This is a genomic window from Streptomyces sp. NPDC051913 (genome assembly GCF_044593635.1).
Taxonomy (GTDB): domain Bacteria; phylum Actinomycetota; class Actinomycetes; order Streptomycetales; family Streptomycetaceae; genus Streptomyces.
The window spans coordinates 882,939-904,522 of the sequence record NZ_JBIUCI010000001.1; the positions used below are offsets into that span (position 1 = coordinate 882,939).

Here is a 21,584-nt window from a genome sequence, read left to right on the forward strand (position 1 = left end):
GCCCCGGCCGTATCAGGTACCGGGGTCAGGAACCCGATGAGCGGATGCTCACCGGCAACGACCGGTCAGTACTGCGCTGGAGCGCTCAGTACTGCTCGGTCTCCACGAAACCCGCGTCCGCGTCGTCGTCGGCGCCGAAGGCGTCGGCAGCGGCCGTGGGGTCGAATCCGGGCGGGCTGTCCTTGAGGGCCAGGCCCATGCCGGCCAGCTTCGCCTTGACCTCGTCGATCGACTTCGCACCGAAGTTGCGGATGTCGAGGAGGTCGGCCTCGGAGCGGGCGACGAGCTCACCCACGGAGTGGATGCCCTCACGCTTGAGGCAGTTGTACGACCGAACGGTGAGCTCGAGCTCCTCGATCGGCAGCGCCAGATCAGCGGCGAGGGCGGCGTCCGTGGGGGACGGGCCCATGTCGATGCCCTCGGCGTCGATGTTCAGCTCGCGGGCGAGACCGAAGAGCTCCACCAGGGTCTTACCGGCCGACGCCATGGCGTCACGGGGACGCATGGCCTGCTTCGTCTCGACGTCGACGATCAGCTTGTCGAAGTCGGTGCGCTGCTCGACACGGGTCGCCTCGACCTTGTACGTGACCTTCAGCACCGGCGAGTAGATGGAGTCGACCGGGATACGGCCGATCTCCTGGCCCACCTGCTTGTTCTGCACGGCGGAGACGTAACCGCGGCCACGCTCGACCGTGAGCTCCATCTCCAGCTTGCCCTTGCCGTTGAGCGTGGCGAGGACGAGGTCGGGGTTGTGCACCTCGACACCGGCCGGGGGCGCGATGTCGGCGGCGGTGACCAGACCCGGGCCCTGCTTGCGCAGGTACATCACGACCGGCTCGTCGTGCTCCGAGGAGACGACCAGCTGCTTGATGTTGAGGATCAGGTCGGTCACGTCCTCCTTGACGCCCGGCACGGTGGTGAACTCGTGCAGGACACCGTCGATGCGGATGCTGGTGACAGCAGCGCCGGGGATCGACGACAGGAGGGTACGGCGGAGGGAGTTGCCGAGGGTGTAGCCGAAGCCCGGCTCCAGCGGCTCGATCACGAACCGGGAGCGGAACTCGTCAACGACCTCTTCGGTCAACGAGGGACGCTGAGCGATCAGCATGTTGCGTTCCTTCTGTCAGGGGCGCCCGCTATTTGACGCCCTGATGTGTAACAAGGGTACGGGCGATACGACTCAGAAGAGCCGTACCGCCCGAGAAGCCCAGAGAAGCGAGGTCAGACGCGACGACGCTTCGGCGGACGGCAGCCGTTGTGCGGGGTCGGGGTGACGTCCTGGATGGAGCCGACCTCGAGGCCCGTCGCCTGGAGCGAACGGATGGCGGTCTCGCGACCGGAACCCGGGCCCTTGACGAAGACGTCGACCTTGCGCATGCCGTGCTCCTGCGCGCGACGGGCGGCCGACTCGGCGGCCATCTGCGCGGCGAAGGGGGTCGACTTGCGCGAGCCCTTGAAGCCGACGTGGCCGGCGGAGGCCCAGGAGATCACGTTGCCCGAGGGGTCCGTGATCGAGACGATCGTGTTGTTGAACGTGCTCTTGATGTGCGCGTGGCCGTGAGCGACGTTCTTCTTTTCCTTGCGGCGCACCTTCTTGGCAGCGCCCTGACGACCCTTGGGGGGCATCTAGTTACTCCTACGGGGAGGTGGTCGGTCCTACAGCGAAGACCGCTGGTGAAGCGTTGTCCGCTGAGGACTACTTCTTGCCGGGCTTCTTCTTGCCGGCGATGGCGCGACGCGGGCCCTTGCGGGTGCGGGCGTTCGTGCTCGTACGCTGACCGCGGACGGGCAGACCACGACGGTGACGGAGACCCTGGTAGCAGCCGATCTCGACCTTGCGGCGGATGTCGGCCTGGATCTCGCGACGGAGGTCACCCTCGGTCTTGATGTTGCTGTCGACGTACTCACGAATCGCGACGAGCTGCTCCTCGGAGAGGTCGCGAACGCGGGTGTTCGGGTCGATACCGGTCTCCGCCAGCGTCTGCTGGGAGAGGGTCCGGCCGATGCCGAACACGTAGGTCAGGGCGACCTCCACGCGCTTTTCGCGCGGGATGTCAACACCGGAAACGCGTGCCATTCAATGGCTCCTGGTGATCTTCGGAGGTCTTCCACAGAACCGGTTCCCAGCCGCCGTACCAGGTACGAACTGGGTCCCCGGCCTCCGAACCGGGGGTGTCAGGCACGATTGCTCGTCCTGGGTTCTGCGTATGAACAAATTCAGCTCGCGTCGCGCGAATCTCTGCGATTCAGATGCAGAGGGTTCGGTCGATCGTGCGTCAGCCCTGGCGCTGCTTGTGGCGCGGGTTCTCGCAGATGACCATGACCCGACCGTGACGGCGGATCACCCTGCACTTGTCGCAGATCTTCTTGACGCTCGGCTTGACCTTCATGGGATTGAGGTTCTCCGAGTCAGAGGGATCTACTTGTAGCGGTAGACGATCCGGCCACGCGTCAGGTCGTACGGAGACAGCTCCACCACGACCCGGTCGTCAGGGAGGATGCGGATGTAGTGCATACGCATCTTGCCGCTGATGTGTGCCAGGACCTGGTGGCCGTTCTGGAGCTCGACCTTGAACATGGCGTTCGGAAGAGACTCGACGACAGTGCCCTCGATCTCGATGGCACCTTGCTTCTTGGCCACGCTTCGCCCTTCGAATCGACTACCTTGATCGACTCCCGCACTTGTCTCTTACGAGTGCATGCGGACATGCGGGTGCACGAGAGCCGACGAGTCAGTCTACGTCAGCGCACCCGGAAAGACGAATCGAGGAAGGATGCCCGGCAGCGTAGATCATTAAGCGTGAACCTAGGCCAGCGGATCCGGAGCGGCGACCACGCCGTACTCCGCGAGCTTCGCCCTGCCCCCGTCGGGAGCGGTCAGCACCAGCGGACCGTCCACGGTCAGCGCCACCGAGTGCTCCCAGTGCGAGGACCATGTGCCGTCCGTCGTGATGACCGTCCAGTCGTCCGACAGCACCTCGGTCCGAGGCGTGCCCAGCGACACCATCGGCTCGATCGCGAGGCAGAAGCCCGGCACCAGCTTCGGGCCCTTGCCCCGGCGCCGGTCGACGTAGTTCAGCAGATGCGGGTCCATGTGCATCTCGGTGCCGATGCCATGGCCGCCGTAGTCCTCGATGATCCCGTACTTGCCACCGCCCGGCTTCGGCTGACGGCGGATGTACGTCTCGATGGCCTTGGAGACGTCCAGCAGCCGGTTGCCCTGCTTCATGGCCGCGATACCGGCCCACATCGACTCCTCCGTCACCCGGGAGAGCTCGATCAGCTCCGGAGCGTGACCGGAGCCCACGAAGGCGGTGAAGGCCGCGTCACCGTGCCAGCCGTCGACGATCGCGCCGGCGTCGATGGAGATGATGTCGCCGTCCTTGAGGACGACCTCGTCGGAGGGGATGCCGTGGACGACGACCTCGTTGACGGAGGTGCAGATGGTCGCGGGGAAACCGCCGTACCCGAGGAAGTTCGACTTCGCGCCGTGCTCCGCGATCACCTTGCGCGCGACCTCGTCGAGGTCCTTGGTGCTGGCGCCGGGGACCGCGGCCTCACGCGTGGCCGCGTGGATCGCGGCGACGACCAGCCCCGCCTCTCGCATCTTGGCGATCTGCTCGGGGCTCTTGATCTGCACCATGGGGGTCCTGCGCTCTCCGTCACTCGACCGGTTCGGGTTACCTGCACAACAACAGTACGGCCGTGGAGTCCCTCAGGACTTCACGGCCGTACCAGGGCGACGACTACTGGTCGTCGCCCTCACGCTTCAGCGCGGCCAGCGCGCGGGTGGTGACCTCGTCCACCGGACCCATGGCCTCGATCGTCACCACGAGGCCCTGGGCCTTGTAGTAGTCGATGATCGGCTCGGTCTGCGTGTGGTAGACCTCCAGCCGCGTCCGGACGGTGGCCTCGGAGTCGTCGTCACGCTGGTACAGCTCGCCGCCGCAGACGTCGCAGACGCCTTCCTTGGCGGGCTTCTTGTACGTCACGTGGAAGACGTGGGCGGAGTCGTTGCGGCAGATGCGCCGGCCGGCGATCCGCTTGACGACCTCCTCCTCCGGGGCCTCCAGGTCGAGCACGGCGTCCAGCTTGATGCCCTCGGTGTTCAGCAGCTCGTCCAGCGCCTCGGCCTGCGAGACGTTCCGCGGGAAGCCGTCCAGGAGGAAGCCGTTCACGGCGTCCGCCTGCTCCATACGGTCCTTGGCCATCGCGATGGTCACCTCGTCGGGGACGAGGTTGCCGGCGTCCATGTAGGACTTCGCGAGTTTGCCGAGCTCCGTCTGCTGGCTGATGTTGGCGCGGAACAGGTCGCCCGTGGAGATGTGCGGGACACGCAGCTTCTCGGCGAGGCGCGTGGCCTGCGTTCCCTTTCCGGCACCAGGCGGCCCGACGAGGACGATTCGCATCAGCGGAGGAACCCTTCGTAATTGCGCTGCTGGAGCTGGCTCTCGATCTGCTTCACCGTCTCGAGACCGACACCCACGATGATCAGGATGCTGGTACCGCCGAAGGGGAAGTTCTGGTTTGCCCCGAAACCAACCAACGCCATCGTCGGGACGAGAGCAATCAGGCCCAAGTACAGCGAACCCGGCCAGGTGATCCGGTTGAGCACGTACGACAGGTACTCAGCGGTCGGTCGGCCAGCCCGGATGCCCGGGATGAAGCCACCATACTTCTTCATGTTGTCGGCGACTTCCTCGGGGTTGAACGAGATAGCCACGTAGAAGAAGGCGAAGAAAACGATGAGCAAGAAGTACATCGTGATGTAAATCGGGTGGTCCCCCTTGGTGAGGTTCCGCTCGATCCACGTCTTCCAGCCCGACTGGTCGTTCGAGAACTGCGCGATCAGGGCCGGGATGTAGAGCAGCGACGACGCGAAGATGACGGGAATCACACCCGCCTGGTTCACCTTCAGCGGGATGTACGTCGACGTACCACCGTAGGCGCGGCGACCGATCATCCGCTTCGCGTACTGCACCGGGATGCGGCGCTGGGCCTGCTCGACGAAGACCACCAGGCCGACCATGACCAGGCCGACGAGGATGACGGTGCCGAACTCGATCCAGCCGTCGGCCAGGGTGCCGGACTTCTTGATGGCCCACAGCGCGGACGGGAAGGTGGCGGCGATCGAGATGAACATCAGGATCGACATGCCGTTGCCGATGCCGCGGTCGGTGATGAGCTCACCGAGCCACATGACGACGGCCGTACCGGCGGTCATCGTGATGACCATGACGATCGTGGTGAAGATCGAGCGGTCCGGGACGATGGTCGACGCGGCCGAGCAGCCCGAGAAGAGGGCGCCGCTGCGGGCGGTGGCGACGAGGCCGGTGCCCTGGAGGATGGCGAGCGCCACGGTCAGGTAACGGGTGTACTGCGTGATCTTCGCCGTACCGGCCTGGCCCTCCTTCTTCAGGGCTTCCAGACGCGGGATCACGACGGTCAGCAGCTGCAGGATGATGCTCGCCGTGATGTACGGCATGATCCCCAGCGCGAAGATCGTGATCTGGAGCAGCGCGCCGCCACTGAACATGTTGACCAGACCGAAGAGGCCCTGGTTCGCGGACGCCTCGTCGACGCACTGCTGGACGGACTTGTAGTCGACGCCCGGGATCGGGATATGCGTACCGATCCGGTACACCACGATGATGGCGAGCGTGAAGAGCAGCTTCTTGCGCAGGTCGGGCGTCCTGAACGCCCGGGCGAACGCGGTGAGCACGGTGCCTCCTGCGACCCCCGCGCTACTGCGTCAAGGGTGACGGTCTTGAGGTTCGACGGATGAAGACGAATGCATAACGGTCAACTGCCGCTCAGGGTGCCCCAGCTGAAGCACCCTGTGAAGTTGGCAGTGCAGGCCACCTTACCGGCGAGACTGCCACCCTAGGAACGACCAACCGGGGATACCCCTTTTGTGGGGTATCCCCGGTCGGGATCGCTCAAGTCATCGAGACGCCTGAGGTGTTCAGACGAGCTCGGTGACGGTACCGCCGGCGGCGGTGATCTTCTCCTTGGCGGAGCCGGAGACGGCGTCGACCGTCACCTGCAGCGCCACGGAGATCTCGCCCTGGCCGAGGACCTTGACGAGGCTGTTCTTACGAACGGCACCCTTGGCCACCAGACCCTCGACGGTGACTTCGCCACCCTCGGGGTACAGCGAGGCGAGCTTGTCCAGGTTCACGACCTGGAACTCGACCTTGAAGGGGTTCTTGAAGCCCTTCAGCTTCGGAAGACGCATGTGGAGGGGCATCTGGCCACCCTCGAAGCGCTCCGGAACCTGGTAACGGGCCTTCGTACCCTTGGTACCACGACCGGCCGTCTTACCCTTCGACGCCTCACCACGACCGACACGGGTCTTGGCGGTCTTGGCGCCGGGGGCCGGACGGAGGTTGTGGATCTTCAGCGGGTTGTTCTCCGCCATGATCAGACCTCCTCAACCGTCACGAGGTGGCGGACGGTGTGCACCATGCCGCGGAACTCGGGGCGGTCCTCCTTGACGACCTGCGTGTTGATGCCCTTGAGACCAAGGGAACGCAGGGTGTCACGGTGGTTCTGCTTGCTGCCGATGTAGGACTTGACCTGCGTAATCTTGAGCTGCGCCATGATTACGCACCCGCCCCGGCACGCGCACGAAGAAGAGCCGCGGGAGCGACGTCCTCGAGGGGCAGACCACGGCGGGCCGCGATCTCCTCGGGACGCTGCAGACCCTTCAGGGCCTCCACGGTCGCGTGCACGATGTTGATGGCGTTGTCGGAGCCGAGCGACTTCGACAGCACGTCGTGGATACCGGCGCACTCGAGCACGGCACGCACCGGGCCACCGGCGATAACGCCGGTACCGGGGGACGCGGGCTTGAGCAGAACGACGCCGGCAGCCTTCTCACCCTGGATGGGGTGCGGGATGGTGCCCTGGATACGGGGGACCTTGAAGAAGTGCTTCTTGGCCTCCTCAACACCCTTGGCGATGGCGGCCGGCACCTCCTTGGCCTTGCCGTAACCGACACCGACGGTGCCATCGCCATCGCCCACCACGACGAGCGCGGTGAAGCTGAAGCGACGACCACCCTTCACAACCTTGGCGACACGGTTGATCGCGACGACACGCTCAACGTAAGCGGTCTTCTCGGCGGCAGCAGCGCCACCGTCACGACCCTTACGGTCCCGCCGCTCGCCGCCACCGGCACCGCTTCCGCGGCGCTGGGGTCCAGCCATTGGATTACCTCTCTCTTTCCGCTAGCTACGAGCGGCTCAGAACTTGAGCCCGGCTTCGCGGGCGGCGTCCGCCAGGGCGGCGATGCGCCCGGCGTACTGGTTGCCACCACGGTCGAATACGACAGCCTCGACGCCGGCGGCCTTGGCGCGCTCGGCGACCAGGGCGCCGACCGACTTGGCCTGCGCGGACTTGTCGCCCTCGTTGCCGCGGATCGTGGTGTCCAGGGTCGACGCCGACGCCAGGGTGTGACCCTTGATGTCGTCGATGACCTGGGCCACGATGTGGCGGTTCGAGCGCGTCACGACGAGACGCGGACGCTCAGCCGTACCCGAGATGTGCTTACGGATACGGATGTGACGGCGCTTGATCGCGGCGCGCTTGTAAGCGTCGCCCTTGAGGATCTTCTGTCCGTATGCCATGGCTTACTTACCCGCCTTTCCGACCTTGCGGCGGATGACTTCGCCTTCGTACTTGACGCCCTTGGCCTTGTACGGGTCGGGCTTGCGCAGCTTGCGGATGTTGGCCGCAACCTCGCCGACCTTCTGCTTGTCGATGCCCTCGACCGAGAAGTGCGTCGGGTTCTCGACCTTGAACGAGATGCCCTCGGGCGCCTCGACCGTGATCGAGTGGCTGTAGCCGAGTGCGAACTCGAGGTTCGATCCCTTGGCCGCCACGCGGTAACCGACACCGCTGATCTCGAGCTTCTTCACGTAACCCTCGGTCACGCCGGTGATCATGTTCGCCACCAGCGTGCGGGACAGGCCGTGCAGGGCCTTGTTCTGACGCTCGTCGTTGGGGCGGGTGACGTTGAGAACGCCGTCCTCACCCTTGGCGATGTCGATCGGCGCGGCAACGGTGTGGGTCAGGGTGCCCTTGGGGCCCTTGACCGAGACCGTACGGCCGTCGATGGTGACGTCCACGCCGGCGGGAACCGTGATGGGGAGCTTGCCAATACGCGACATAGCTTTTTCCTCCGATTCCTTTCCGCTACCAGACGTAGGCGAGAACTTCTCCGCCTACGCCCTTCTTGCCGGCCTGCTTGTCGGTGAGGAGCCCGTGCGACGTGGAGATGATCGCCACGCCGAGGCCGCCCAGCACCTTGGGCAGGGAGGTGGACTTCGCGTAAACCCGGAGACCGGGCTTGGAGATCCGCTTGATGCCCGCGATGGAGCGCTCACGGTTCGGGCCGAACTTCAGCTCGAGGACGAGGTTCTTGCCGACCTCGGCGTCCTCGATCTTCCAGCCCGTGATGAAGCCCTCCTGCTGGAGGATCTCCGCGATGTGAGACTTGATCTTGGACGTCGGCATCGTCACGGAGTCGTGGTACGCCGAGTTCGCGTTCCGCAGACGCGTAAGCATGTCTGCGATCGGATCAGTCATGGTCATGAATTGGCCTTCGGCCTCTCTCGCCGGGGTTTCCAGGTGCCCATCCCTCTCCTCGATCCGAGACGAGGCGGGTGCGGTGCGGTGGACCTACGGCGTAGTAAGTCGTATCGGGCGACGTCAGGCGCCCAACCCTCCAAGCCTAAGCCATGGAGAGGAGGGCGCCTGACACGCCCAGTGCTTACCGAGAGCCCTTGGAATCCCTGAAAAGCAGGGACTACCAGGAGCTCTTGGTCACGCCCGGCAGCTCGCCACGGTGAGCCATCTCACGAAGGCACACGCGGCACAGGCCGAACTTGCGGTACACGGAGTGGGGACGGCCGCAGCGCTGGCAGCGCGTGTAGCCACGCACGCCGAACTTGGGCTTGCGAGCAGCCTTCGCGATCAGAGCCTTCTTCGCCATCTCGCTCACGCCTCCTTGAAGGGGAAGCCGAGGTGACGAAGGAGGGCGCGGCCCTCAGCGTCGTTGGTCGCCGTGGTCACCACGGTGATGTCCATACCCCGGGTACGGTCGATCTTGTCCTGGTCGATCTCGTGGAACATGACCTGCTCCGTGAGACCGAAGGTGTAGTTGCCACGGCCGTCGAACTGCTTGGGGGACAGACCACGGAAGTCGCGGATGCGCGGCAGCGCGAGCGACAGGGTGCGGTCCAGGAACTCCCACATGCGGTCGCCACGGAGCGTGACGTGGGCACCGATCGGCTGACCCTCACGCAGCTTGAACTGCGCGATGGACTTGCGGGCCTTGGTGACCTGCGGCTTCTGGCCGGTGATCGTGGAGAGGTCGCGGATGGCGCCCTCGATCAGCTTGGAGTCGCGGGCGGCGTCGCCCACACCCATGTTGACCACGATCTTGACGAGGCCGGGGATCTGCATGACGTTCTCGTAGGAGAACTCCTCACGCAGCTTGCCCGCGATCTCCTCGCGGTACTTCGTCTTGAGACGCGGAGTGGTGGTGGTAGCCATCAGATGTCCTCACCCGTCCGCTTGGCAACGCGGATCTTGTTGCCCTCGTCGTCGAAGCGGTAACCGACACGCGTGACGACCTTGTTGCCGTCCTTCTCCACGACCAGCTGGACGTTGGAGACGTGGACGGGCGCCTCGGTGGTGACGATGCCGCCGGCCTGCGAACCCTTGGCGGTCGGGCCGGCCTTGGTGTGCTTCTTGACCCGGTTGACACCCTCGACCAGGACGCGGTCCTCGCGGGGGTAGGCCGCGATGACCTTGCCCTGCTTGCCCTTGTCCTTACCGGTGATGACCTGAACCAGGTCGCCCTTCTTGATCTTCATGCTTACAGCACCTCCGGCGCGAGCGAGATGATCTTCATGAACTTCTTCTCGCGCAGCTCCCGGCCCACCGGGCCGAAGATACGGGTGCCACGAGGGTCGCCGTCGTTCTTGAGAATGACAGCGGCGTTCTCGTCGAAGCGGATGTACGAGCCGTCCGGACGGCGGCGCTCCTTGACGGTGCGAACGATGACCGCCTTGATGACGTCACCCTTCTTCACGTTGCCGCCGGGGATCGCGTCCTTGACGGTGGCGACGATGACGTCACCGATGCCCGCGTAGCGGCGACCGGAGCCACCGAGCACACGGATGCAAAGGATCTCCTTCGCACCAGTGTTGTCGGCGACACGCAGTCGCGACTCCTGCTGGATCACGTCTATCTCCTGTTTGTCTGCCGGTTCCCGGCAGGGGCCTCAGTACGAGCGCCCCTGCCGAGCCTGGCGGAACTGACCTGCGGGGTTGGCCGCAGGAATTACTTGGCCTTCTCGAGGATCTCGACGACGCGCCAGCGCTTGGTGGCGGACAGCGGGCGGGTCTCCGCGAGGAGGACCCGGTCGCCGACGCCGGCAGCGTTCTGCTCGTCGTGCGCCTTGAGCTTGTTCGTACGGCGGATGACCTTGCCGTACAGCGCGTGCTTGACGCGGTCCTCGACAGCGACGACGACGGTCTTGTCCATCTTGTCGCTGACGACGAGACCCTCACGGGTCTTGCGGAAGCCGCGGGCCTCTGCAGTCTGCTCAGTCACGTTGCTCTCACTCATCAGGCGCTCTCCACCGTCTCGATGCCCAGCTCGCGCTCACGCATCAGGGTGTAGATCCGCGCGATGTCCTTACGGACGGCCTTGAGCCGACCGTGGTTCTCGAGCTGACCGGTCGCCGCCTGGAAGCGGAGGTTGAACAGCTCTTCCTTGGCTTCGCGGAGCTTGTTCAGCAGCTCCTCGTCACCCAGTTCGCGCAGCTCGGACGCCTTGGTACCGGCCGACATCACGCTTCACCTGCCTCGCGCTTGACGATCCGGCACTTCATCGGCAGCTTGTGGGCTGCGCGAGTCAGGGCCTCACGGGCGATCTTCTCGTTGGGGTAGGACAGCTCGAACATGACCCGGCCCGGGTGCACGTTCGCGATCCACCACTCCGGCGAACCCTTACCGGAACCCATGCGGGTCTCGGCAGGCTTCTTCGTGAGCGGGCGGTCCGGGTAGATGTTGATCCAGACCTTGCCGCCACGCTTGATGTGGCGGGTCATCGCGATACGGGCCGCCTCGATCTGGCGGTTGGTCACGTACGCCGGCGTGAGGGCCTGAATGCCGTACTCGCCGAACGCGACCGTCGTACCGCCCTTGGCCTGACCACGGCGCTTCGGGTGGTGCTGCTTGCGGTGCTTGACCCTACGGGGGATCAGCATGTCGGTCAGGCCTCCGTTCCGGTGCTCTCAGCCGGAGCGGCGGCGGCGGGAGCCTCGGCCTTGGGGGCCTCGGCGCCGGCAGCCTGCTGCGGCTTACGACCGCGCCCGCCGCGCTCGCCACCACGGCCACCACGGGCCGGGCGGTCGGCGCCACCACGGGCCGGGCGGTTACCCGCACGGGCCGCAGCGTTCTCGGCGCGGACCTCGGCGATGTTCTTGACGTCGCCCTTGTAGATCCAGACCTTCACACCGATGCGGCCGAAGGTCGTCTTGGCCTCGAAGAAGCCGTAGTCCACGTTCGCGCGGAGCGTGTGCAGGGGCACGCGGCCCTCGCGGTAGAACTCCGAGCGGGACATCTCGGCGCCACCGAGGCGGCCGCCGCACTGGATTTTGATGCCCTTGGCGCCGGCCTTCATCGCCGACTGCATGCTCTTACGCATGGCGCGACGGAAGGAGACGCGGGAGGAGAGCTGCTCGGCAACGGCCTGAGCAACCAGCTGAGCGTCCGTCTCGGGGTTCTTGACCTCGAGGATGTTCAGCTGGACCTGCTTGCCCGTGAGCTTCTCGAGGTCACCGCGGATGCGGTCGGCCTCGGCGCCACGGCGGCCGATGACGATGCCCGGACGCGCGGTGTGGATGTCCACACGGACACGGTCACGGGTGCGCTCGATCTCCACCTTCGAGATACCGGCGCGCTCCATGCCGGACGTCATCATCCGACGGATGGCGACGTCTTCCTTGACGTAGTCCTTGTACAGCTTGTCGGCGTACCAACGCGACTTGAAGTCGGTGGTGATGCCGAGCCGGAACCCATGCGGGTTAACCTTCTGGCCCATTACCGGGTTCCTTCCTTGCTGCTGACGACCACGGTGATGTGGCTGGTCCGCTTGCGGATCCGGTAGGCACGGCCCTGGGCGCGCGGCCGGAACCGCTTCAGGGTCGGACCCTCGTCGACGTACGCCTCGGAGATGAAGAGGCTGTCGGCGTCGGTGTGGTCGTAGTTGTGCGCGGCGTTGGCAATGGCGCTGTCGAGCACCTTGCCGACCGGCACGGAGGCTGCCTGCGGAGCGAATCGCAGAACAGCCTGAGCCTCCGTGGCATCCATGCCACGGATAAGGTCCACCACGCGGCGGGCCTTCATGGGCGTAACGCGGATGTACCGCGCCTGGGCCCTGGCTTCCATGGTTGTCCCTCTCAGTTACTTACGTGTCTGAATGCGATCCGCTACTAGCGGCGCTTCGACTTCCGGTCGTCCTTGACGTGACCCCGGAAGGTACGAGTCGGCGAGAACTCGCCGAGCTTGTGACCGACCATCGACTCGGTGACGAACACCGGGATGTGGGTCTTGCCGTTGTGCACCGCGAGCGTGTGGCCGAGCATGGCCGGCACGATCATGGAGCGACGGGACCAGGTCTTGATGACGTTCTTGGTGCCGGCTTCGTTCTGGGCGTCCACCTTCTTGATCAGGTGGTCGTCGACGAAGGGCCCCTTCTTGAGACTGCGCGGCATCTAAACCCGCTCCTAGCGCTTCTTGTTCGTCTTGCGGCGGCGGACGATGTACTTGTTCGAAGCCTTCTTCGGCGAACGAGTACGACCCTCCTTCTGACCCCACGGGGAGACCGGGTGGCGACCACCGGAGGTCTTGCCCTCACCACCACCGTGCGGGTGGTCGACCGGGTTCATCGCGACACCACGGACGGTCGGGCGAACGCCCAGCCAGCGCTTACGGCCGGCCTTGCCCCAGTTGATGTTGCTCTGCTCGGCGTTGCCGACCTCGCCGACCGTGGCGCGGCAGCGCTGGTCGACCAGGCGGATCTCACCGGAAGGCATGCGGAGGTGGGCCATCGTGCCCTCCTTCGCGAGCAGCTGCACGGAGGCACCGGCGGAGCGGGCGAACTTGGCGCCGCCACCGGGACGGAGCTCGATCGCGTGGATCGTGGTACCGACCGGGATGTTGCGGAGCGCCAGGTTGTTGCCCGGCTTGATGTCGGCCCCGGGACCGTTCTCGACGCGGTCACCCTGCTGCAGGTTGCGCGGGGCGAGGATGTAGCGCTTCTCGCCGTCCGCGTAGTGCAGCAGCGCGATGCGCGCGGTGCGGTTGGGGTCGTACTCGATGTGCGCGACCTTCGCCGGCACGCCGTCCTTGTCGTGACGACGGAAGTCGATCACGCGGTAGGCGCGCTTGTGTCCGCCACCCTGGTGGCGAACGGTCACACGACCGGCGTTGTTACGGCCGCCCTTGCTGTGCAGGGGGCGGACCAGCGACTTCTCCGGCGTGGACCGCGTGACCTCGACGAAGTCGGCGACGCTGGAGCCACGACGGCCCGGCGTAGTCGGCTTGTACTTGCGGATTCCCATTTCTCAGTCCTCGTCCGATATCGGACGATCCGACCCGCTTACGCGGTCGGACCGCCGAAGATGTCGATACGGTCGCCCTCAGCAAGGGTCACGATCGCGCGCTTGGAGCCGGCACGCTGGCCGAAGCCGGTGCGGGTCCGCTTGCGCTTGCCCTGGCGGTTGAGCGTGTTGACCCCGGTGACCTTGACCGAGAAGACCGCCTGGACGGCCTGCTTGATCTGGGTCTTGTTGGCGTCGGGGGCGACGATGAACGTGTACTTGCCCTCGTCGAGGAGCGCGTAGCTCTTCTCCGACACGACCGGCTTCAGCAGCACGTCACGGGGGTCCGTGAACGACTTGCTGAGCGGCGTCTCGACGGTGTTCTTGCCCTCGGCGGCGTGACGACGCGCCTTGGCGACGCGCGCGGCCTTGGCGGCCTTGGCCGCCTTGGAGGCGATAGAGGGGTGACGGATGGCCATCAGACCTCAGTCCCTTCGGTGTCGTTGGCCTTCGGGCCGGCGACGAAGGACTCGAGAGCGGCCTGGGTGAAGACCACGTCGTCCGAGACGATCACGTCGTACGTGTTCAGCTGGCCCGGCTCCAGGATGTGGACCTGGGGCAGGTTGCGGGCGGACAGCCACGCGGCCTCGTCGGCGCGCTCGACGACCAGGAGCAGGTTCTTGCGCTCCGAGATCTTGCCGAACAGCGTCTTGGCGGCCTTCGTGGAAGGAGCCTCGCCCTCGATCACGCCGGTGACGACGTGGATGCGGTTGTTGCGGGCCCGGTCGGTGAGGGCGTGACGCAGCGCGGCAGCCTTCATCTTCTTCGGGGTCCGCTGCGAGTAGTCACGCGGCACGGGACCGTGCACGACGCCACCACCGGCGAACTGCGGCGCGCGGGTCGAGCCCTGACGGGCGCGGCCGGTGCCCTTCTGGCGGTACGGCTTCTTGCCACCACCACGGACTTCGCCACGGGTCTTGGTCTTGTGCGTGCCCTGACGGGCAGCCGCGTTCTGCGCGACGACGACCTGGTGGATCAGCGGGATGCTGACCTTCTCCACGCCGAAGATCTCCGCGGGGAGTTCGACGCTTCCGGTCTTCTCGCCGGCAGGCGAAAGGATGTCAACAGTGCTCATCGGTACCTCAGGCCCCCTTGGCCGCGGTGCGGACCAGGACGAGGCCGCCGTTCGGACCGGGGACAGCGCCCTTGATGAGCAGCAGACCCTTCTCCGCGTCAACGGCGTGGACGGTCAGGTTCTGGGTGGTGACCCGCTCGTTGCCCATGCGACCCGCCATGCGGAGGCCCTTGAACACGCGGCCCGGGGTGGCGCAGCCACCGATGGAACCGGGCGAGCGGTGCTTGCGCTGGGTGCCGTGACCGGCGCCGAGGCCCTTGAAGTTGTGACGCTTCATGACACCGGCGAAGCCCTTGCCCTTGCTCTTGCCGGTCACGTCGACCTTGATCCCGGCCTCGAACACCTCAGCGGTGATCTCCTGGCCGAGGGTGTACTCGGAGGCGTCCGCGGTGCGGATCTCGACGAGGTGGCGACGCGGCGTGACATCGGCCTTGGCGAAGTGGCCCTTGAGGGGCTTGTTCACCTTGCGCGGGTCGATCTCGCCGAACGCGATCTGGACGGACTCGTAGCCGTCGACGTCGTTCGTGCGGACCTGGGTGACGACGTTGGGGCCGGCCTTGACGACGGTGACCGGAACAACGCGGTTGTTCTCGTCCCACACCTGCGTCATGCCGAGCTTCTCGCCCAGGATGCCCTTGATCTGCTTAGCCATTCTCAGATCACCGATCCCTAGAGCTTGATCTCGATGTCGACACCGGCCGGAAGGTCGAGTCGCATCAGAGAGTCAACGGTCTTGGGCGTCGGGTCGAGAATGTCGATCAGGCGCTTGTGCGTGCGCATCTCGAAGTGCTCGCGCGAGTCCTTGTACTTGTGCGGCGACTTGATGACGCAGTACACGTTCTTCTCAGTGGGCAGCGGCACCGGGCCCGCGACCGACGCACCAGTGCGAGTCACCGTCTCGACGATCTTCTTCGCCGAGGAGTCGATGACCTCGTGGTCGTAGGCCTTGAGCCGGATGCGGATCTTCTGTCCCGCCATGGCTACTCAGTAGTCCTTTGTCTCGTTTAACGCTCTGGAACCCGGTGTTCCTGACCCCTCGCTCCGACCCACGCGGTCGGGCGTGTCGCGCTTTCGCTGACACAGATGTCCCTTGTTCGAACATCCCTTGCCTGAGAAAGAGAATCACCGGGTGCCTGGCCTGTGCCGTACCTTGCTTCCCGAAAGATTCCCGTACGTCCGCCCCAGCGCTGCCATGTGGCAGTTAGGGCGACGAGTACTGTGGGACTCGCTTCCGGTCCTCCCGGCGGGAGGCGCGCAGCATCAACACTCGACCGAGCAACTCCGACAGTCTGCCATATGGGGCGGGGGGTCCGCCAATCGAGCCGGAGACAATACCCCGGGAGTGACGTAGGTCAAACCCAGGCGGCGATCCGGTCCACCTCGGTCAAGCGGGCTCAGAACCCCCAAGGCGCCGGATGCGGCGTCCGTGTCCGGTCCTCCGACCAGATCAGGCGCGCCTCCAGGTCGTCGCCGAGGAGATCGGTGAGCCGTCGTACCGCCCAGCCGTTCCAGTGGACCCCGCCGGGGAACTCCGGCACGCGGAAGGCGGGGAGGTGGGCCGGGAGGGCGTCGGGGCGAAAGACGGTGATCTTCATCTGGCCCGTGCCCTTCTTGGGCTTCGAGGACCTGCGGGTGTCGACGCAGTCGACGACCTGCTCGGCGAGTTGGAGGAGATAGGGGGGCTCGGCGTCAGGGTCCGCGATGTCCGTGTCCTCGTGGAACACCGGGAGCTGCCGGCCCGCCGCCTTGAGGTCGTCCGCCAGCAGACCGGCGACCCGGCGGCTGAACACCGGCGCCCCCGGATAACCGCAGGGGAACTCGGCCAGGCGCAGCCGAGGGTTGCCGACCCACTCGGCGCGCAGCGACTCCGGCAGGTCCTCGGCGGCTCCGGTGCGCAGCCAGCGGATCAGCCTGCGGTGGGCGTACTCCTCCAGGGAGAGGGTCCGGAACTCCTTCATGCTCGGCATCAGCCGGTACACGGCAAGCGGCTCGCGGGCGGCGTCAGACGTCATGGCGCCGTCCAGTACGCACCGGGCCCCGGCTGACCGGTGGCGAGCTCACCCTCGACCTGGCGGCCGATGCCGCGCAGTTCCTGACGGATCTGGGAGCGGATGGCGCGGGCGCCCATGCCCTGGTCGGCGCCGTCCCGCACCACCTGCTCCAGGTGTTCGTTGACGCGGCGCAGGAAGGGCTCGCGGTGGGTGAAGTTGTGCGGGCTCGGGTGGCCCAGCGGGATTCCGTTGGCTGCGTCGTTGACATCGACTCCATACCTCTCCAGGAGAGCACGACTGCGGGCTCCGGGGGCCCAGTGGCCCATGTTCCCGCCGGACGGGACGAGATGAGCGGCCGCGTGGCCGCGTGGCACCTTCCGCCCCTCACGCTTCATGTTCCGCTTCAGCCGCCGTGCGTTCTGTCGGCAGGTGAGAAGGCCCAGGTAGTCGATCCACAGAAGCGGGTTGAGGCTGTAGCGGCGAGGGTTGGGGCCCGCGTCCAAGCCCAGCGGATCGGGGCTGAGGTAGGCCGCGGTGACCGGATCGTAGTGCCGGAAGTAGTTGTAGTGGAGGCCGGTCTCCGCGTCGTGGTACTGGCCGGGAAAGCGGAGCGGGGTGTGCGCGGTTGCGTCCGGGTCGGGTCCGGGCAGGCCCCAGAGCGTGGCGTCCGCACGCCAGGCGAGGGAGCCGTCCTCGGCGACGAGTTCGGTCGGGGTGCCGACCAGATCCGTGACGATGGCGTAGAAGCGCTCGTCGACCACGTCCTGGGGCGCGTCGGCCAGGGTGGTGCGTTCCGTCTGGGCTACCGGAGTCGTCCCTTCGCGGTCCCAGGTGAGGGTACGTTCCCGCGGGTCTTCGGCCGTGCGCGTGGTCTGCTCGACGAGGTGCGGGCCGTCCCAGCTGAATCGAGTCTCCTCGACGACCGTCCTGCCGTCCGCCGCCAACCGTTGCTTGGCGACCCGGCGGCCAAGGGGGTCGTAGCGGTACCGCCAGGCCGACCCGTCGGGCGTGGTCACCGAGGTGAGGCGGTCCTCGCCGTCCCAGGTGTAGCGCCAGACGTCCGGCTTGCGGGAGAGCCGGGTCCTGCGGCGCACGGTCACCCGCCCGGCGGCGTCGTACTCGTAGTGCACGGAACCGGCGCGCGAGACCCGGTTGCCTTCGTACGACCGCTCTCCACGCCCCTCCGGAAGAGCGTGCCGCTCCGGCCAGGAGGCCCAGGTCTGGTTGCCGGTCTCGTCGTACGCGTAGGACTCGCTCCAGTCCGCCGCGCGCACCGCGGTGATCCGGCCCGCCGGGTCGACGTCGAAGGTGCGGCGTCCGGTGCCCTGGTCGTCCAGCGCCGTCACACAGCCGTCGGCCCGGTAGGAGTACGTCTGCCGCTTCAGCGGGCGGGCGGAGTGCGGGCCGGAGAGCGCCTGGGCGGTGAGCCGGTCCTCGCTGTCCCAGCTCTGCGTGAGGACGAGCCCGGTGGCGCCGAGCCGGCGTGCGGTCTCCCGTCCCACGGCGTCGTGGGTGGAGGCAAGGGTTCGTCCGGCGGCGGTGAGCGCGGTGCGGTTACCTACTGCGTCGTAGGCGTACTCCGTGACGACGCCGCTCGATGTCGTGCGGCGGGTGGGACGGTTGAGCAGGTCGTACGCCGTCGTCACCACACGTCCGTTGATCGCCTCGCCCGTGATACGGCCCGCCGCGTCGTAGGTGAAGGCGAGGGTGGCGTCATGGCCGGTGGCGGTCAGCAGGCGGCCGGCCGCGTCATGGGAGAACACCGTGGTGGCACCGCCGTCGACGGTCTTCTCCACCTGGTTGCCGACGCTGTCGTAGCGGAAGGCCGTGGACTGTCCCAGCGGGTTGGTACGGCCGGTGAGCTGTCCTGCGGCGTCGTAGGTGCAGGTCACGGTCCGGCCCTCGAAGTCCGTCTCCGCCACCGGACGACCCACCGCGTCGTAGGTGTAGTCCCACGTCAGGCCGCGCGGGTCGGTGACCTGGGTGAGGCGTAGTTCGGTGTCGTGCGTGAAGACGTACCGCACGCCGTCGGGGGTCGTCCGTGAGGTGAGCAGATCGAAGCCGCCGTAGGTGAATCGGCTGATACCGCCGAGCGCGTCGGTGTGGGAGACGCAGTTGCCCTCCGGGTCGTACGTCCACGCCTCACCGGTGCCGTCCGGGTCGCGCCGGGTCGCCTGGTGCCCCTCGATGGTCCAGGTCGTCTCCGTCTTCGCGCCGATGGGGTCGGTGACGGTGGCGGGCCGGCCGAACGCGTCATAGGTGTAATGCCACACGGCACCGAGCGCGTCCGTCTCGGTGAGCGGCTGCCCGGCAGCGTTGTTGGCGAAGTACTGCACGGCGCCCAATGGATCGGTGAGCGAGGTGAGCGCGCCGGTCGCGTCCCGGGTGAACCGCGCGGTGCCGCCGTCAGGAGTCGTGACGGCCGTGCAATTGCCCCGCTCGTCCCACTCCTGCCGGATCACCTTCCCGTCGTAGGCCGTGAGCTCGACGGGAAGGTTGCGCTCGTTGAAGCGCGCCGACGACCTGGACCCGTCCGGGAGATGTACGGCGGTGAGGTTGCCGGCCGGGTCCCACTCCAGGCGGGTGACGCGGCCCAACGGGTCGGCACGCGAGATGAGTTGGTCCCGATCGTTCCACTCCTGCCGGACGACGTGCCCCAGCGGGTCGGTCTCGGCGATCACTTGGAACGCGTTGTTGAACTGGTAGACCGTGGTGTTGCCGAGCGAGTCGACGGCGGTGGTGCGGAGCGTCTCGTCGTCGTACTCGAAGGTGTAGTCCAGGAGCCCGCCGCGGCCGCGTCCGGCCTTGCAGCGCCCGGCCTCGTCGTACTCGAACCGGTACCAGACGCCGTTGCGGTCCTCCCAGCCGGTCATCCGCCGATGATCATCGTAGAAGTAGCGGAGCGGTAGGCCGGAGGAGTTGACGACCTCGTCCAGCTCGCCGCTCGTGTCGTAGCCGTAGCGCACCAGGACGGGCCGCTCGGGCACGCTGTGCAGGGCCAGCGCGCTGATTCTGCCGTTCTCGCAGGTCACGGCGAGGTCATAGCCGCCGTGGTGCAGCATCCGCGCCGGGGTGCCGTCGGGGGCGTAGGAGACCGTGATGGCGTTGTCGTTGCGGTCCTTGACGGAGACCAGGGGAAGGTCGGTGGGCGTGCGGCCCTCCACCGGGCGGAAGGAGAACGCCTCACCGGTCTCGGGCCGGTGCACGGTGACCTCGCCGTCTGGTGTGCCGTCCCAGCTCATGGGCCAGTGAGGCCCGTCCACCGGAAGCACCGCCATATCCGGTTCCGGCACCGGGTACACCAGGATCATCCCGTCCTCGACCATGTACCTCACGCCGGTCGCGTCCAGCATGAGCCGCTGGTCGAGCGTGCAGGTCCATCTGCGCCCGAGAAGGCTGCCGCCTTGCGAGCCTGTGCGGTAGTGCCGCTCGAAGACGAGCGGCAGCATCCCGTCCAGCGAGACATCGGTGGCGGACATGACCATCTCACCGGTGGCCATGTCGACCGGGTCACCGCGCTTGAGCAGCTTCTTCATCTGCCGACCGAAGGCACGGCTGCCCTTGCCGAGGCCCTTCACACCGAGAGCCATCCCCTTGAGCCCGGTCTTGCCGAAGGCCTTGAGCCCCTTGGCGAGGCCGCCGAGGGTGGTGAGGCCCTTCATACCGGGGATGCAGTCGAGCGCGGCCAGGCCCACATCCCACAGGGACGCCTGGCCCTTTGAATATTTGTAGAGGGTGTCGGCGAGGACGACGAGGGCCGCGATCAGCACGATCGCACCCAGGATCGGCCCGCCGATGATCATCGCGATCACACCGACCACGGCTACGACGACCTTGCAGACGGCGACGATGTTGTCCCAGTTGTCCGTGAACCAGTCGCCGACCTCCTCCCACCACGACCGGTTCTGAATACCGGCATCGGAGGCCTCGTCGATCTTCGTCTTCGCGGTGTGCGCGGCCTCCTCGCGCATCTTGCGGGCGTCGGCGGCCATCTTCTTTGCCGCGGCGAGCGCATCCTGCGCGCTGTCGACGTCCGACTGGGCGCTGGTCCGGGCCGACTTGGCGTGCTGGGCGTCCCGGGTGGCGGCACGGACCTTGCCCTCGTCCGGCTTGTCACCGCCCGACTTGCTGCCGGTGGGGTCGTCCTTGTACTTGTCGGCTTCCTTGTTCGCCCGCGTCACCCACGAATCAGCCGACGTCAGACGGGAGTTGGCGGAGGACAGATCGCTCTGCGCCTCACGGCCCTTGGCCAGCGCCCGGTCGGCCAACGCCTGCGCGCGCTCCAGCTTCGGCCAGAAGTCGGTCAGCGCGTCCCCGCACAACTCGTAGGACTTCTTCAGCTTCTTCAGATTCTTCGGGACATCCCCGAACTCGTCCTTGAAGACCTCCGCCGACTTACCCGCCCACTCCAGAAGCGTGTCCTCACCCGCCATGCCGTTCACCAGACGCAAGGCATCCGACACGTCGTCGGCGAAGTCGTGAAGTGTCTTGGCCAGCAGCTTGATCCGGTCCGGATCACCCGGCGTCGGATCCTTCTCCAGATCCAGGACATGCCAGTCCGTGGGCCGATGCCCCGCCATACCGCAACCCCCGTCACGCACGCATCGTCAACAACCGTATGCACACGCGAACTTACCTGGAACAGCAGTTCGGCGAAAAGGTCGGCGAGGCGCTGGAGTTCGACGGAGGCGGCGTCCGAGAACAGCAGCCACCGCCGGGCCGGTGAGCGCGCCGAGTTCGACCAGCCGCCCCAGTTCCGCGCTCACGCCCGCCACTTCCGCCCCTGCCCGCCCCGCCCACCGAGGCGCGGTAGTGACCGGCACCCCGTGGCTCCCGC

31 protein-coding genes are annotated in these 21,584 nt (G+C 66.6%); all 31 read right to left on the reverse strand.

Annotated elements, in window-relative coordinates; genetic code table 11:
• Positions 1-85: 85 nt before the first annotated feature.
• The gene (locus tag ACIHIX_RS04050) at positions 86-1,108 is read right to left on the reverse strand and encodes a DNA-directed RNA polymerase subunit alpha (protein WP_003966937.1); all 1,023 of its coding nucleotides are present in this window, start codon (positions 1,106-1,108) and stop codon (positions 86-88) included.
• Between the two features lie 113 nt (positions 1,109-1,221).
• Complete coding sequence (rpsK, locus tag ACIHIX_RS04055; protein WP_003956432.1) at positions 1,222-1,626, reverse strand: 30S ribosomal protein S11; 405 nt, start codon at positions 1,624-1,626, stop codon at positions 1,222-1,224.
• A gap of 70 nt (positions 1,627-1,696) precedes the next feature.
• On the reverse strand, positions 1,697-2,077 hold the full coding sequence (gene rpsM, locus ACIHIX_RS04060; protein WP_093477045.1) for a 30S ribosomal protein S13: 381 nt from the start codon (positions 2,075-2,077) through the stop codon (positions 1,697-1,699).
• A gap of 199 nt (positions 2,078-2,276) precedes the next feature.
• Positions 2,277-2,390 carry a 50S ribosomal protein L36 gene (gene rpmJ / locus ACIHIX_RS04065; RefSeq protein ID WP_003998809.1) on the reverse strand — a complete coding sequence of 38 codons (114 nt, stop codon included), beginning with the start codon at positions 2,388-2,390 and terminating at the stop codon, positions 2,277-2,279.
• A gap of 29 nt (positions 2,391-2,419) precedes the next feature.
• Complete coding sequence (gene infA / locus ACIHIX_RS04070; RefSeq protein ID WP_003948620.1) at positions 2,420-2,641, reverse strand: translation initiation factor IF-1; 222 nt, start codon at positions 2,639-2,641, stop codon at positions 2,420-2,422.
• 165 nt (positions 2,642-2,806) lie between these two features.
• Positions 2,807-3,643 (reverse strand): type I methionyl aminopeptidase, encoded by an 837-nt coding sequence (map, locus tag ACIHIX_RS04075; RefSeq protein WP_399949428.1) that lies wholly within the window; start codon positions 3,641-3,643, stop codon positions 2,807-2,809.
• Positions 3,644-3,746: 103 nt separating this feature from the next.
• Positions 3,747-4,409 carry an adenylate kinase gene (locus tag ACIHIX_RS04080; protein WP_329335791.1) on the reverse strand — a complete coding sequence of 221 codons (663 nt, stop codon included), beginning with the start codon at positions 4,407-4,409 and terminating at the stop codon, positions 3,747-3,749.
• Positions 4,409-5,722 carry a preprotein translocase subunit SecY gene (secY, locus tag ACIHIX_RS04085; RefSeq protein WP_399949430.1) on the reverse strand — a complete coding sequence of 438 codons (1,314 nt, stop codon included), beginning with the start codon at positions 5,720-5,722 and terminating at the stop codon, positions 4,409-4,411. Before secY ends, ACIHIX_RS04080 begins: the two co-directional genes overlap by 1 nt.
• A gap of 243 nt (positions 5,723-5,965) precedes the next feature.
• A complete protein-coding gene (gene rplO, locus ACIHIX_RS04090) occupies positions 5,966-6,421 on the reverse strand; it encodes a 50S ribosomal protein L15 (RefSeq protein WP_266519687.1) in 456 nt (151 codons plus the stop codon).
• Between the two features lie 2 nt (positions 6,422-6,423).
• A complete protein-coding gene (gene rpmD / locus ACIHIX_RS04095; RefSeq protein WP_052580766.1) occupies positions 6,424-6,603 on the reverse strand; it encodes a 50S ribosomal protein L30 in 180 nt (59 codons plus the stop codon).
• Positions 6,604-6,605: 2 nt separating this feature from the next.
• Positions 6,606-7,211, reverse strand: coding sequence for a 30S ribosomal protein S5 (gene rpsE, locus ACIHIX_RS04100; protein WP_019753099.1), 606 nt, complete (start codon positions 7,209-7,211; stop codon positions 6,606-6,608).
• Positions 7,212-7,247: 36 nt separating this feature from the next.
• A complete protein-coding gene (gene rplR / locus ACIHIX_RS04105; protein ID WP_057607911.1) occupies positions 7,248-7,631 on the reverse strand; it encodes a 50S ribosomal protein L18 in 384 nt (127 codons plus the stop codon).
• 3 nt (positions 7,632-7,634) lie between these two features.
• A complete protein-coding gene (rplF, locus tag ACIHIX_RS04110) occupies positions 7,635-8,174 on the reverse strand; it encodes a 50S ribosomal protein L6 (protein WP_399949434.1) in 540 nt (179 codons plus the stop codon).
• A 25-nt stretch (positions 8,175-8,199) separates the two neighbouring features.
• Positions 8,200-8,598, reverse strand: coding sequence for a 30S ribosomal protein S8 (gene rpsH, locus ACIHIX_RS04115; RefSeq protein ID WP_399949436.1), 399 nt, complete (start codon positions 8,596-8,598; stop codon positions 8,200-8,202).
• Positions 8,599-8,812: 214 nt separating this feature from the next.
• Complete coding sequence (locus tag ACIHIX_RS04120; protein WP_003948630.1) at positions 8,813-8,998, reverse strand: type Z 30S ribosomal protein S14; 186 nt, start codon at positions 8,996-8,998, stop codon at positions 8,813-8,815.
• 5 nt (positions 8,999-9,003) lie between these two features.
• Positions 9,004-9,561 carry a 50S ribosomal protein L5 gene (gene rplE, locus ACIHIX_RS04125; protein WP_399949438.1) on the reverse strand — a complete coding sequence of 186 codons (558 nt, stop codon included), beginning with the start codon at positions 9,559-9,561 and terminating at the stop codon, positions 9,004-9,006.
• The gene (gene rplX / locus ACIHIX_RS04130; protein WP_107904101.1) at positions 9,561-9,884 is read right to left on the reverse strand and encodes a 50S ribosomal protein L24; all 324 of its coding nucleotides are present in this window, start codon (positions 9,882-9,884) and stop codon (positions 9,561-9,563) included. The genes rplE and rplX overlap by 1 nt, the downstream gene beginning before the upstream one ends.
• 2 nt (positions 9,885-9,886) lie before the next feature.
• On the reverse strand, positions 9,887-10,255 hold the full coding sequence (gene rplN / locus ACIHIX_RS04135; protein WP_003992364.1) for a 50S ribosomal protein L14: 369 nt from the start codon (positions 10,253-10,255) through the stop codon (positions 9,887-9,889).
• 98 nt (positions 10,256-10,353) lie between these two features.
• The gene (gene rpsQ / locus ACIHIX_RS04140) at positions 10,354-10,641 is read right to left on the reverse strand and encodes a 30S ribosomal protein S17 (RefSeq protein ID WP_007384073.1); all 288 of its coding nucleotides are present in this window, start codon (positions 10,639-10,641) and stop codon (positions 10,354-10,356) included.
• Complete coding sequence (gene rpmC / locus ACIHIX_RS04145; protein WP_005481220.1) at positions 10,641-10,865, reverse strand: 50S ribosomal protein L29; 225 nt, start codon at positions 10,863-10,865, stop codon at positions 10,641-10,643. The genes rpsQ and rpmC overlap by 1 nt, the downstream gene beginning before the upstream one ends.
• Positions 10,865-11,284, reverse strand: coding sequence for a 50S ribosomal protein L16 (gene rplP, locus ACIHIX_RS04150; RefSeq protein WP_004927269.1), 420 nt, complete (start codon positions 11,282-11,284; stop codon positions 10,865-10,867). Before rplP ends, rpmC begins: the two co-directional genes overlap by 1 nt.
• Positions 11,285-11,289: 5 nt before the next feature.
• Positions 11,290-12,120 (reverse strand): 30S ribosomal protein S3, encoded by an 831-nt coding sequence (gene rpsC, locus ACIHIX_RS04155; RefSeq protein ID WP_329335800.1) that lies wholly within the window; start codon positions 12,118-12,120, stop codon positions 11,290-11,292.
• Entirely contained in the window at positions 12,120-12,467 is a 348-nt protein-coding gene (gene rplV, locus ACIHIX_RS04160) for a 50S ribosomal protein L22 (protein WP_003974262.1), read from the reverse strand. The genes rpsC and rplV overlap by 1 nt, the downstream gene beginning before the upstream one ends.
• A 44-nt stretch (positions 12,468-12,511) precedes the next feature.
• The gene (rpsS, locus tag ACIHIX_RS04165) at positions 12,512-12,793 is read right to left on the reverse strand and encodes a 30S ribosomal protein S19 (protein WP_003992359.1); all 282 of its coding nucleotides are present in this window, start codon (positions 12,791-12,793) and stop codon (positions 12,512-12,514) included.
• A 12-nt stretch (positions 12,794-12,805) separates the two neighbouring features.
• Positions 12,806-13,642: a 50S ribosomal protein L2 gene (gene rplB / locus ACIHIX_RS04170; protein WP_007384068.1), complete on the reverse strand. Its 837-nt coding sequence runs from the start codon at positions 13,640-13,642 to the stop codon at positions 12,806-12,808.
• Between the two features lie 38 nt (positions 13,643-13,680).
• Positions 13,681-14,100, reverse strand: a complete 420-nt coding sequence (gene rplW, locus ACIHIX_RS04175; protein ID WP_059192906.1) for a 50S ribosomal protein L23 — start codon at positions 14,098-14,100, stop codon at positions 13,681-13,683.
• A complete protein-coding gene (gene rplD / locus ACIHIX_RS04180; protein ID WP_399949441.1) occupies positions 14,100-14,756 on the reverse strand; it encodes a 50S ribosomal protein L4 in 657 nt (218 codons plus the stop codon). Before rplD ends, rplW begins: the two co-directional genes overlap by 1 nt.
• A gap of 7 nt (positions 14,757-14,763) precedes the next feature.
• Entirely contained in the window at positions 14,764-15,408 is a 645-nt protein-coding gene (gene rplC, locus ACIHIX_RS04185; protein ID WP_020135811.1) for a 50S ribosomal protein L3, read from the reverse strand.
• Positions 15,409-15,425: 17 nt separating this feature from the next.
• Entirely contained in the window at positions 15,426-15,734 is a 309-nt protein-coding gene (rpsJ, locus tag ACIHIX_RS04190; protein ID WP_003948644.1) for a 30S ribosomal protein S10, read from the reverse strand.
• A 416-nt stretch (positions 15,735-16,150) separates the two neighbouring features.
• Positions 16,151-16,768, reverse strand: a complete 618-nt coding sequence (locus ACIHIX_RS04195; protein WP_399949443.1) for a hypothetical protein — start codon at positions 16,766-16,768, stop codon at positions 16,151-16,153.
• Positions 16,765-21,327, reverse strand: a complete 4,563-nt coding sequence (locus ACIHIX_RS04200; protein ID WP_399949445.1) for a DUF6531 domain-containing protein — start codon at positions 21,325-21,327, stop codon at positions 16,765-16,767. The genes ACIHIX_RS04195 and ACIHIX_RS04200 overlap by 4 nt, the downstream gene beginning before the upstream one ends.
• Positions 21,328-21,584: the final 257 nt, after the last annotated feature.

Excerpts from the sequence above, each read along its gene's own strand:
- ACIHIX_RS04050 (WP_003966937.1), bottom strand. The coding sequence starts at position 1,108 with ATGCTGATCGCTCAGCGTCCCTCGTTGACCGAAGAGGTCGTTGACGAG.
- rpsK (WP_003956432.1), bottom strand. The coding sequence starts at position 1,626 with ATGCCCCCCAAGGGTCGTCAGGGCGCTGCCAAGAAGGTGCGCCGCAAG.
- rpsM (WP_093477045.1), bottom strand. The coding sequence starts at position 2,077 with ATGGCACGCGTTTCCGGTGTTGACATCCCGCGCGAAAAGCGCGTGGAG.
- rpmJ (WP_003998809.1), bottom strand. The coding sequence starts at position 2,390 with ATGAAGGTCAAGCCGAGCGTCAAGAAGATCTGCGACAAGTGCAGGGTG.
- map (WP_399949428.1), bottom strand. The coding sequence starts at position 3,643 with ATGGTGCAGATCAAGAGCCCCGAGCAGATCGCCAAGATGCGAGAGGCG.
- ACIHIX_RS04080 (WP_329335791.1), bottom strand. The coding sequence starts at position 4,409 with ATGCGAATCGTCCTCGTCGGGCCGCCTGGTGCCGGAAAGGGAACGCAG.
- rplO (WP_266519687.1), bottom strand. The coding sequence starts at position 6,421 with ATGGCGGAGAACAACCCGCTGAAGATCCACAACCTCCGTCCGGCCCCC.
- rpmD (WP_052580766.1), bottom strand. The coding sequence starts at position 6,603 with ATGGCGCAGCTCAAGATTACGCAGGTCAAGTCCTACATCGGCAGCAAG.
- rpsE (WP_019753099.1), bottom strand. The coding sequence starts at position 7,211 with ATGGCTGGACCCCAGCGCCGCGGAAGCGGTGCCGGTGGCGGCGAGCGG.
- rplR (WP_057607911.1), bottom strand. The coding sequence starts at position 7,631 with ATGGCATACGGACAGAAGATCCTCAAGGGCGACGCTTACAAGCGCGCC.
- rplF (WP_399949434.1), bottom strand. The coding sequence starts at position 8,174 with ATGTCGCGTATTGGCAAGCTCCCCATCACGGTTCCCGCCGGCGTGGAC.
- rpsH (WP_399949436.1), bottom strand. The coding sequence starts at position 8,598 with ATGACCATGACTGATCCGATCGCAGACATGCTTACGCGTCTGCGGAAC.
- ACIHIX_RS04120 (WP_003948630.1), bottom strand. The coding sequence starts at position 8,998 with ATGGCGAAGAAGGCTCTGATCGCGAAGGCTGCTCGCAAGCCCAAGTTC.
- rplE (WP_399949438.1), bottom strand. The coding sequence starts at position 9,561 with ATGGCTACCACCACCACTCCGCGTCTCAAGACGAAGTACCGCGAGGAG.
- rplX (WP_107904101.1), bottom strand. The coding sequence starts at position 9,884 with ATGAAGATCAAGAAGGGCGACCTGGTTCAGGTCATCACCGGTAAGGAC.
- rpsQ (WP_007384073.1), bottom strand. The coding sequence starts at position 10,641 with ATGAGTGAGAGCAACGTGACTGAGCAGACTGCAGAGGCCCGCGGCTTC.
- rpmC (WP_005481220.1), bottom strand. The coding sequence starts at position 10,865 with ATGTCGGCCGGTACCAAGGCGTCCGAGCTGCGCGAACTGGGTGACGAG.
- rplP (WP_004927269.1), bottom strand. The coding sequence starts at position 11,284 with ATGCTGATCCCCCGTAGGGTCAAGCACCGCAAGCAGCACCACCCGAAG.
- rpsC (WP_329335800.1), bottom strand. The coding sequence starts at position 12,120 with ATGGGCCAGAAGGTTAACCCGCATGGGTTCCGGCTCGGCATCACCACC.
- rplV (WP_003974262.1), bottom strand. The coding sequence starts at position 12,467 with ATGGAAGCCAGGGCCCAGGCGCGGTACATCCGCGTTACGCCCATGAAG.
- rpsS (WP_003992359.1), bottom strand. The coding sequence starts at position 12,793 with ATGCCGCGCAGTCTCAAGAAGGGGCCCTTCGTCGACGACCACCTGATC.
- rplB (WP_007384068.1), bottom strand. The coding sequence starts at position 13,642 with ATGGGAATCCGCAAGTACAAGCCGACTACGCCGGGCCGTCGTGGCTCC.
- rplW (WP_059192906.1), bottom strand. The coding sequence starts at position 14,100 with ATGGCCATCCGTCACCCCTCTATCGCCTCCAAGGCGGCCAAGGCCGCC.
- rplD (WP_399949441.1), bottom strand. The coding sequence starts at position 14,756 with ATGAGCACTGTTGACATCCTTTCGCCTGCCGGCGAGAAGACCGGAAGC.
- rplC (WP_020135811.1), bottom strand. The coding sequence starts at position 15,408 with ATGGCTAAGCAGATCAAGGGCATCCTGGGCGAGAAGCTCGGCATGACG.
- rpsJ (WP_003948644.1), bottom strand. The coding sequence starts at position 15,734 with ATGGCGGGACAGAAGATCCGCATCCGGCTCAAGGCCTACGACCACGAG.
- ACIHIX_RS04195 (WP_399949443.1), bottom strand. The coding sequence starts at position 16,768 with ATGACGTCTGACGCCGCCCGCGAGCCGCTTGCCGTGTACCGGCTGATG.
- ACIHIX_RS04200 (WP_399949445.1), bottom strand. The coding sequence starts at position 21,327 with ATGGCGGGGCATCGGCCCACGGACTGGCATGTCCTGGATCTGGAGAAG.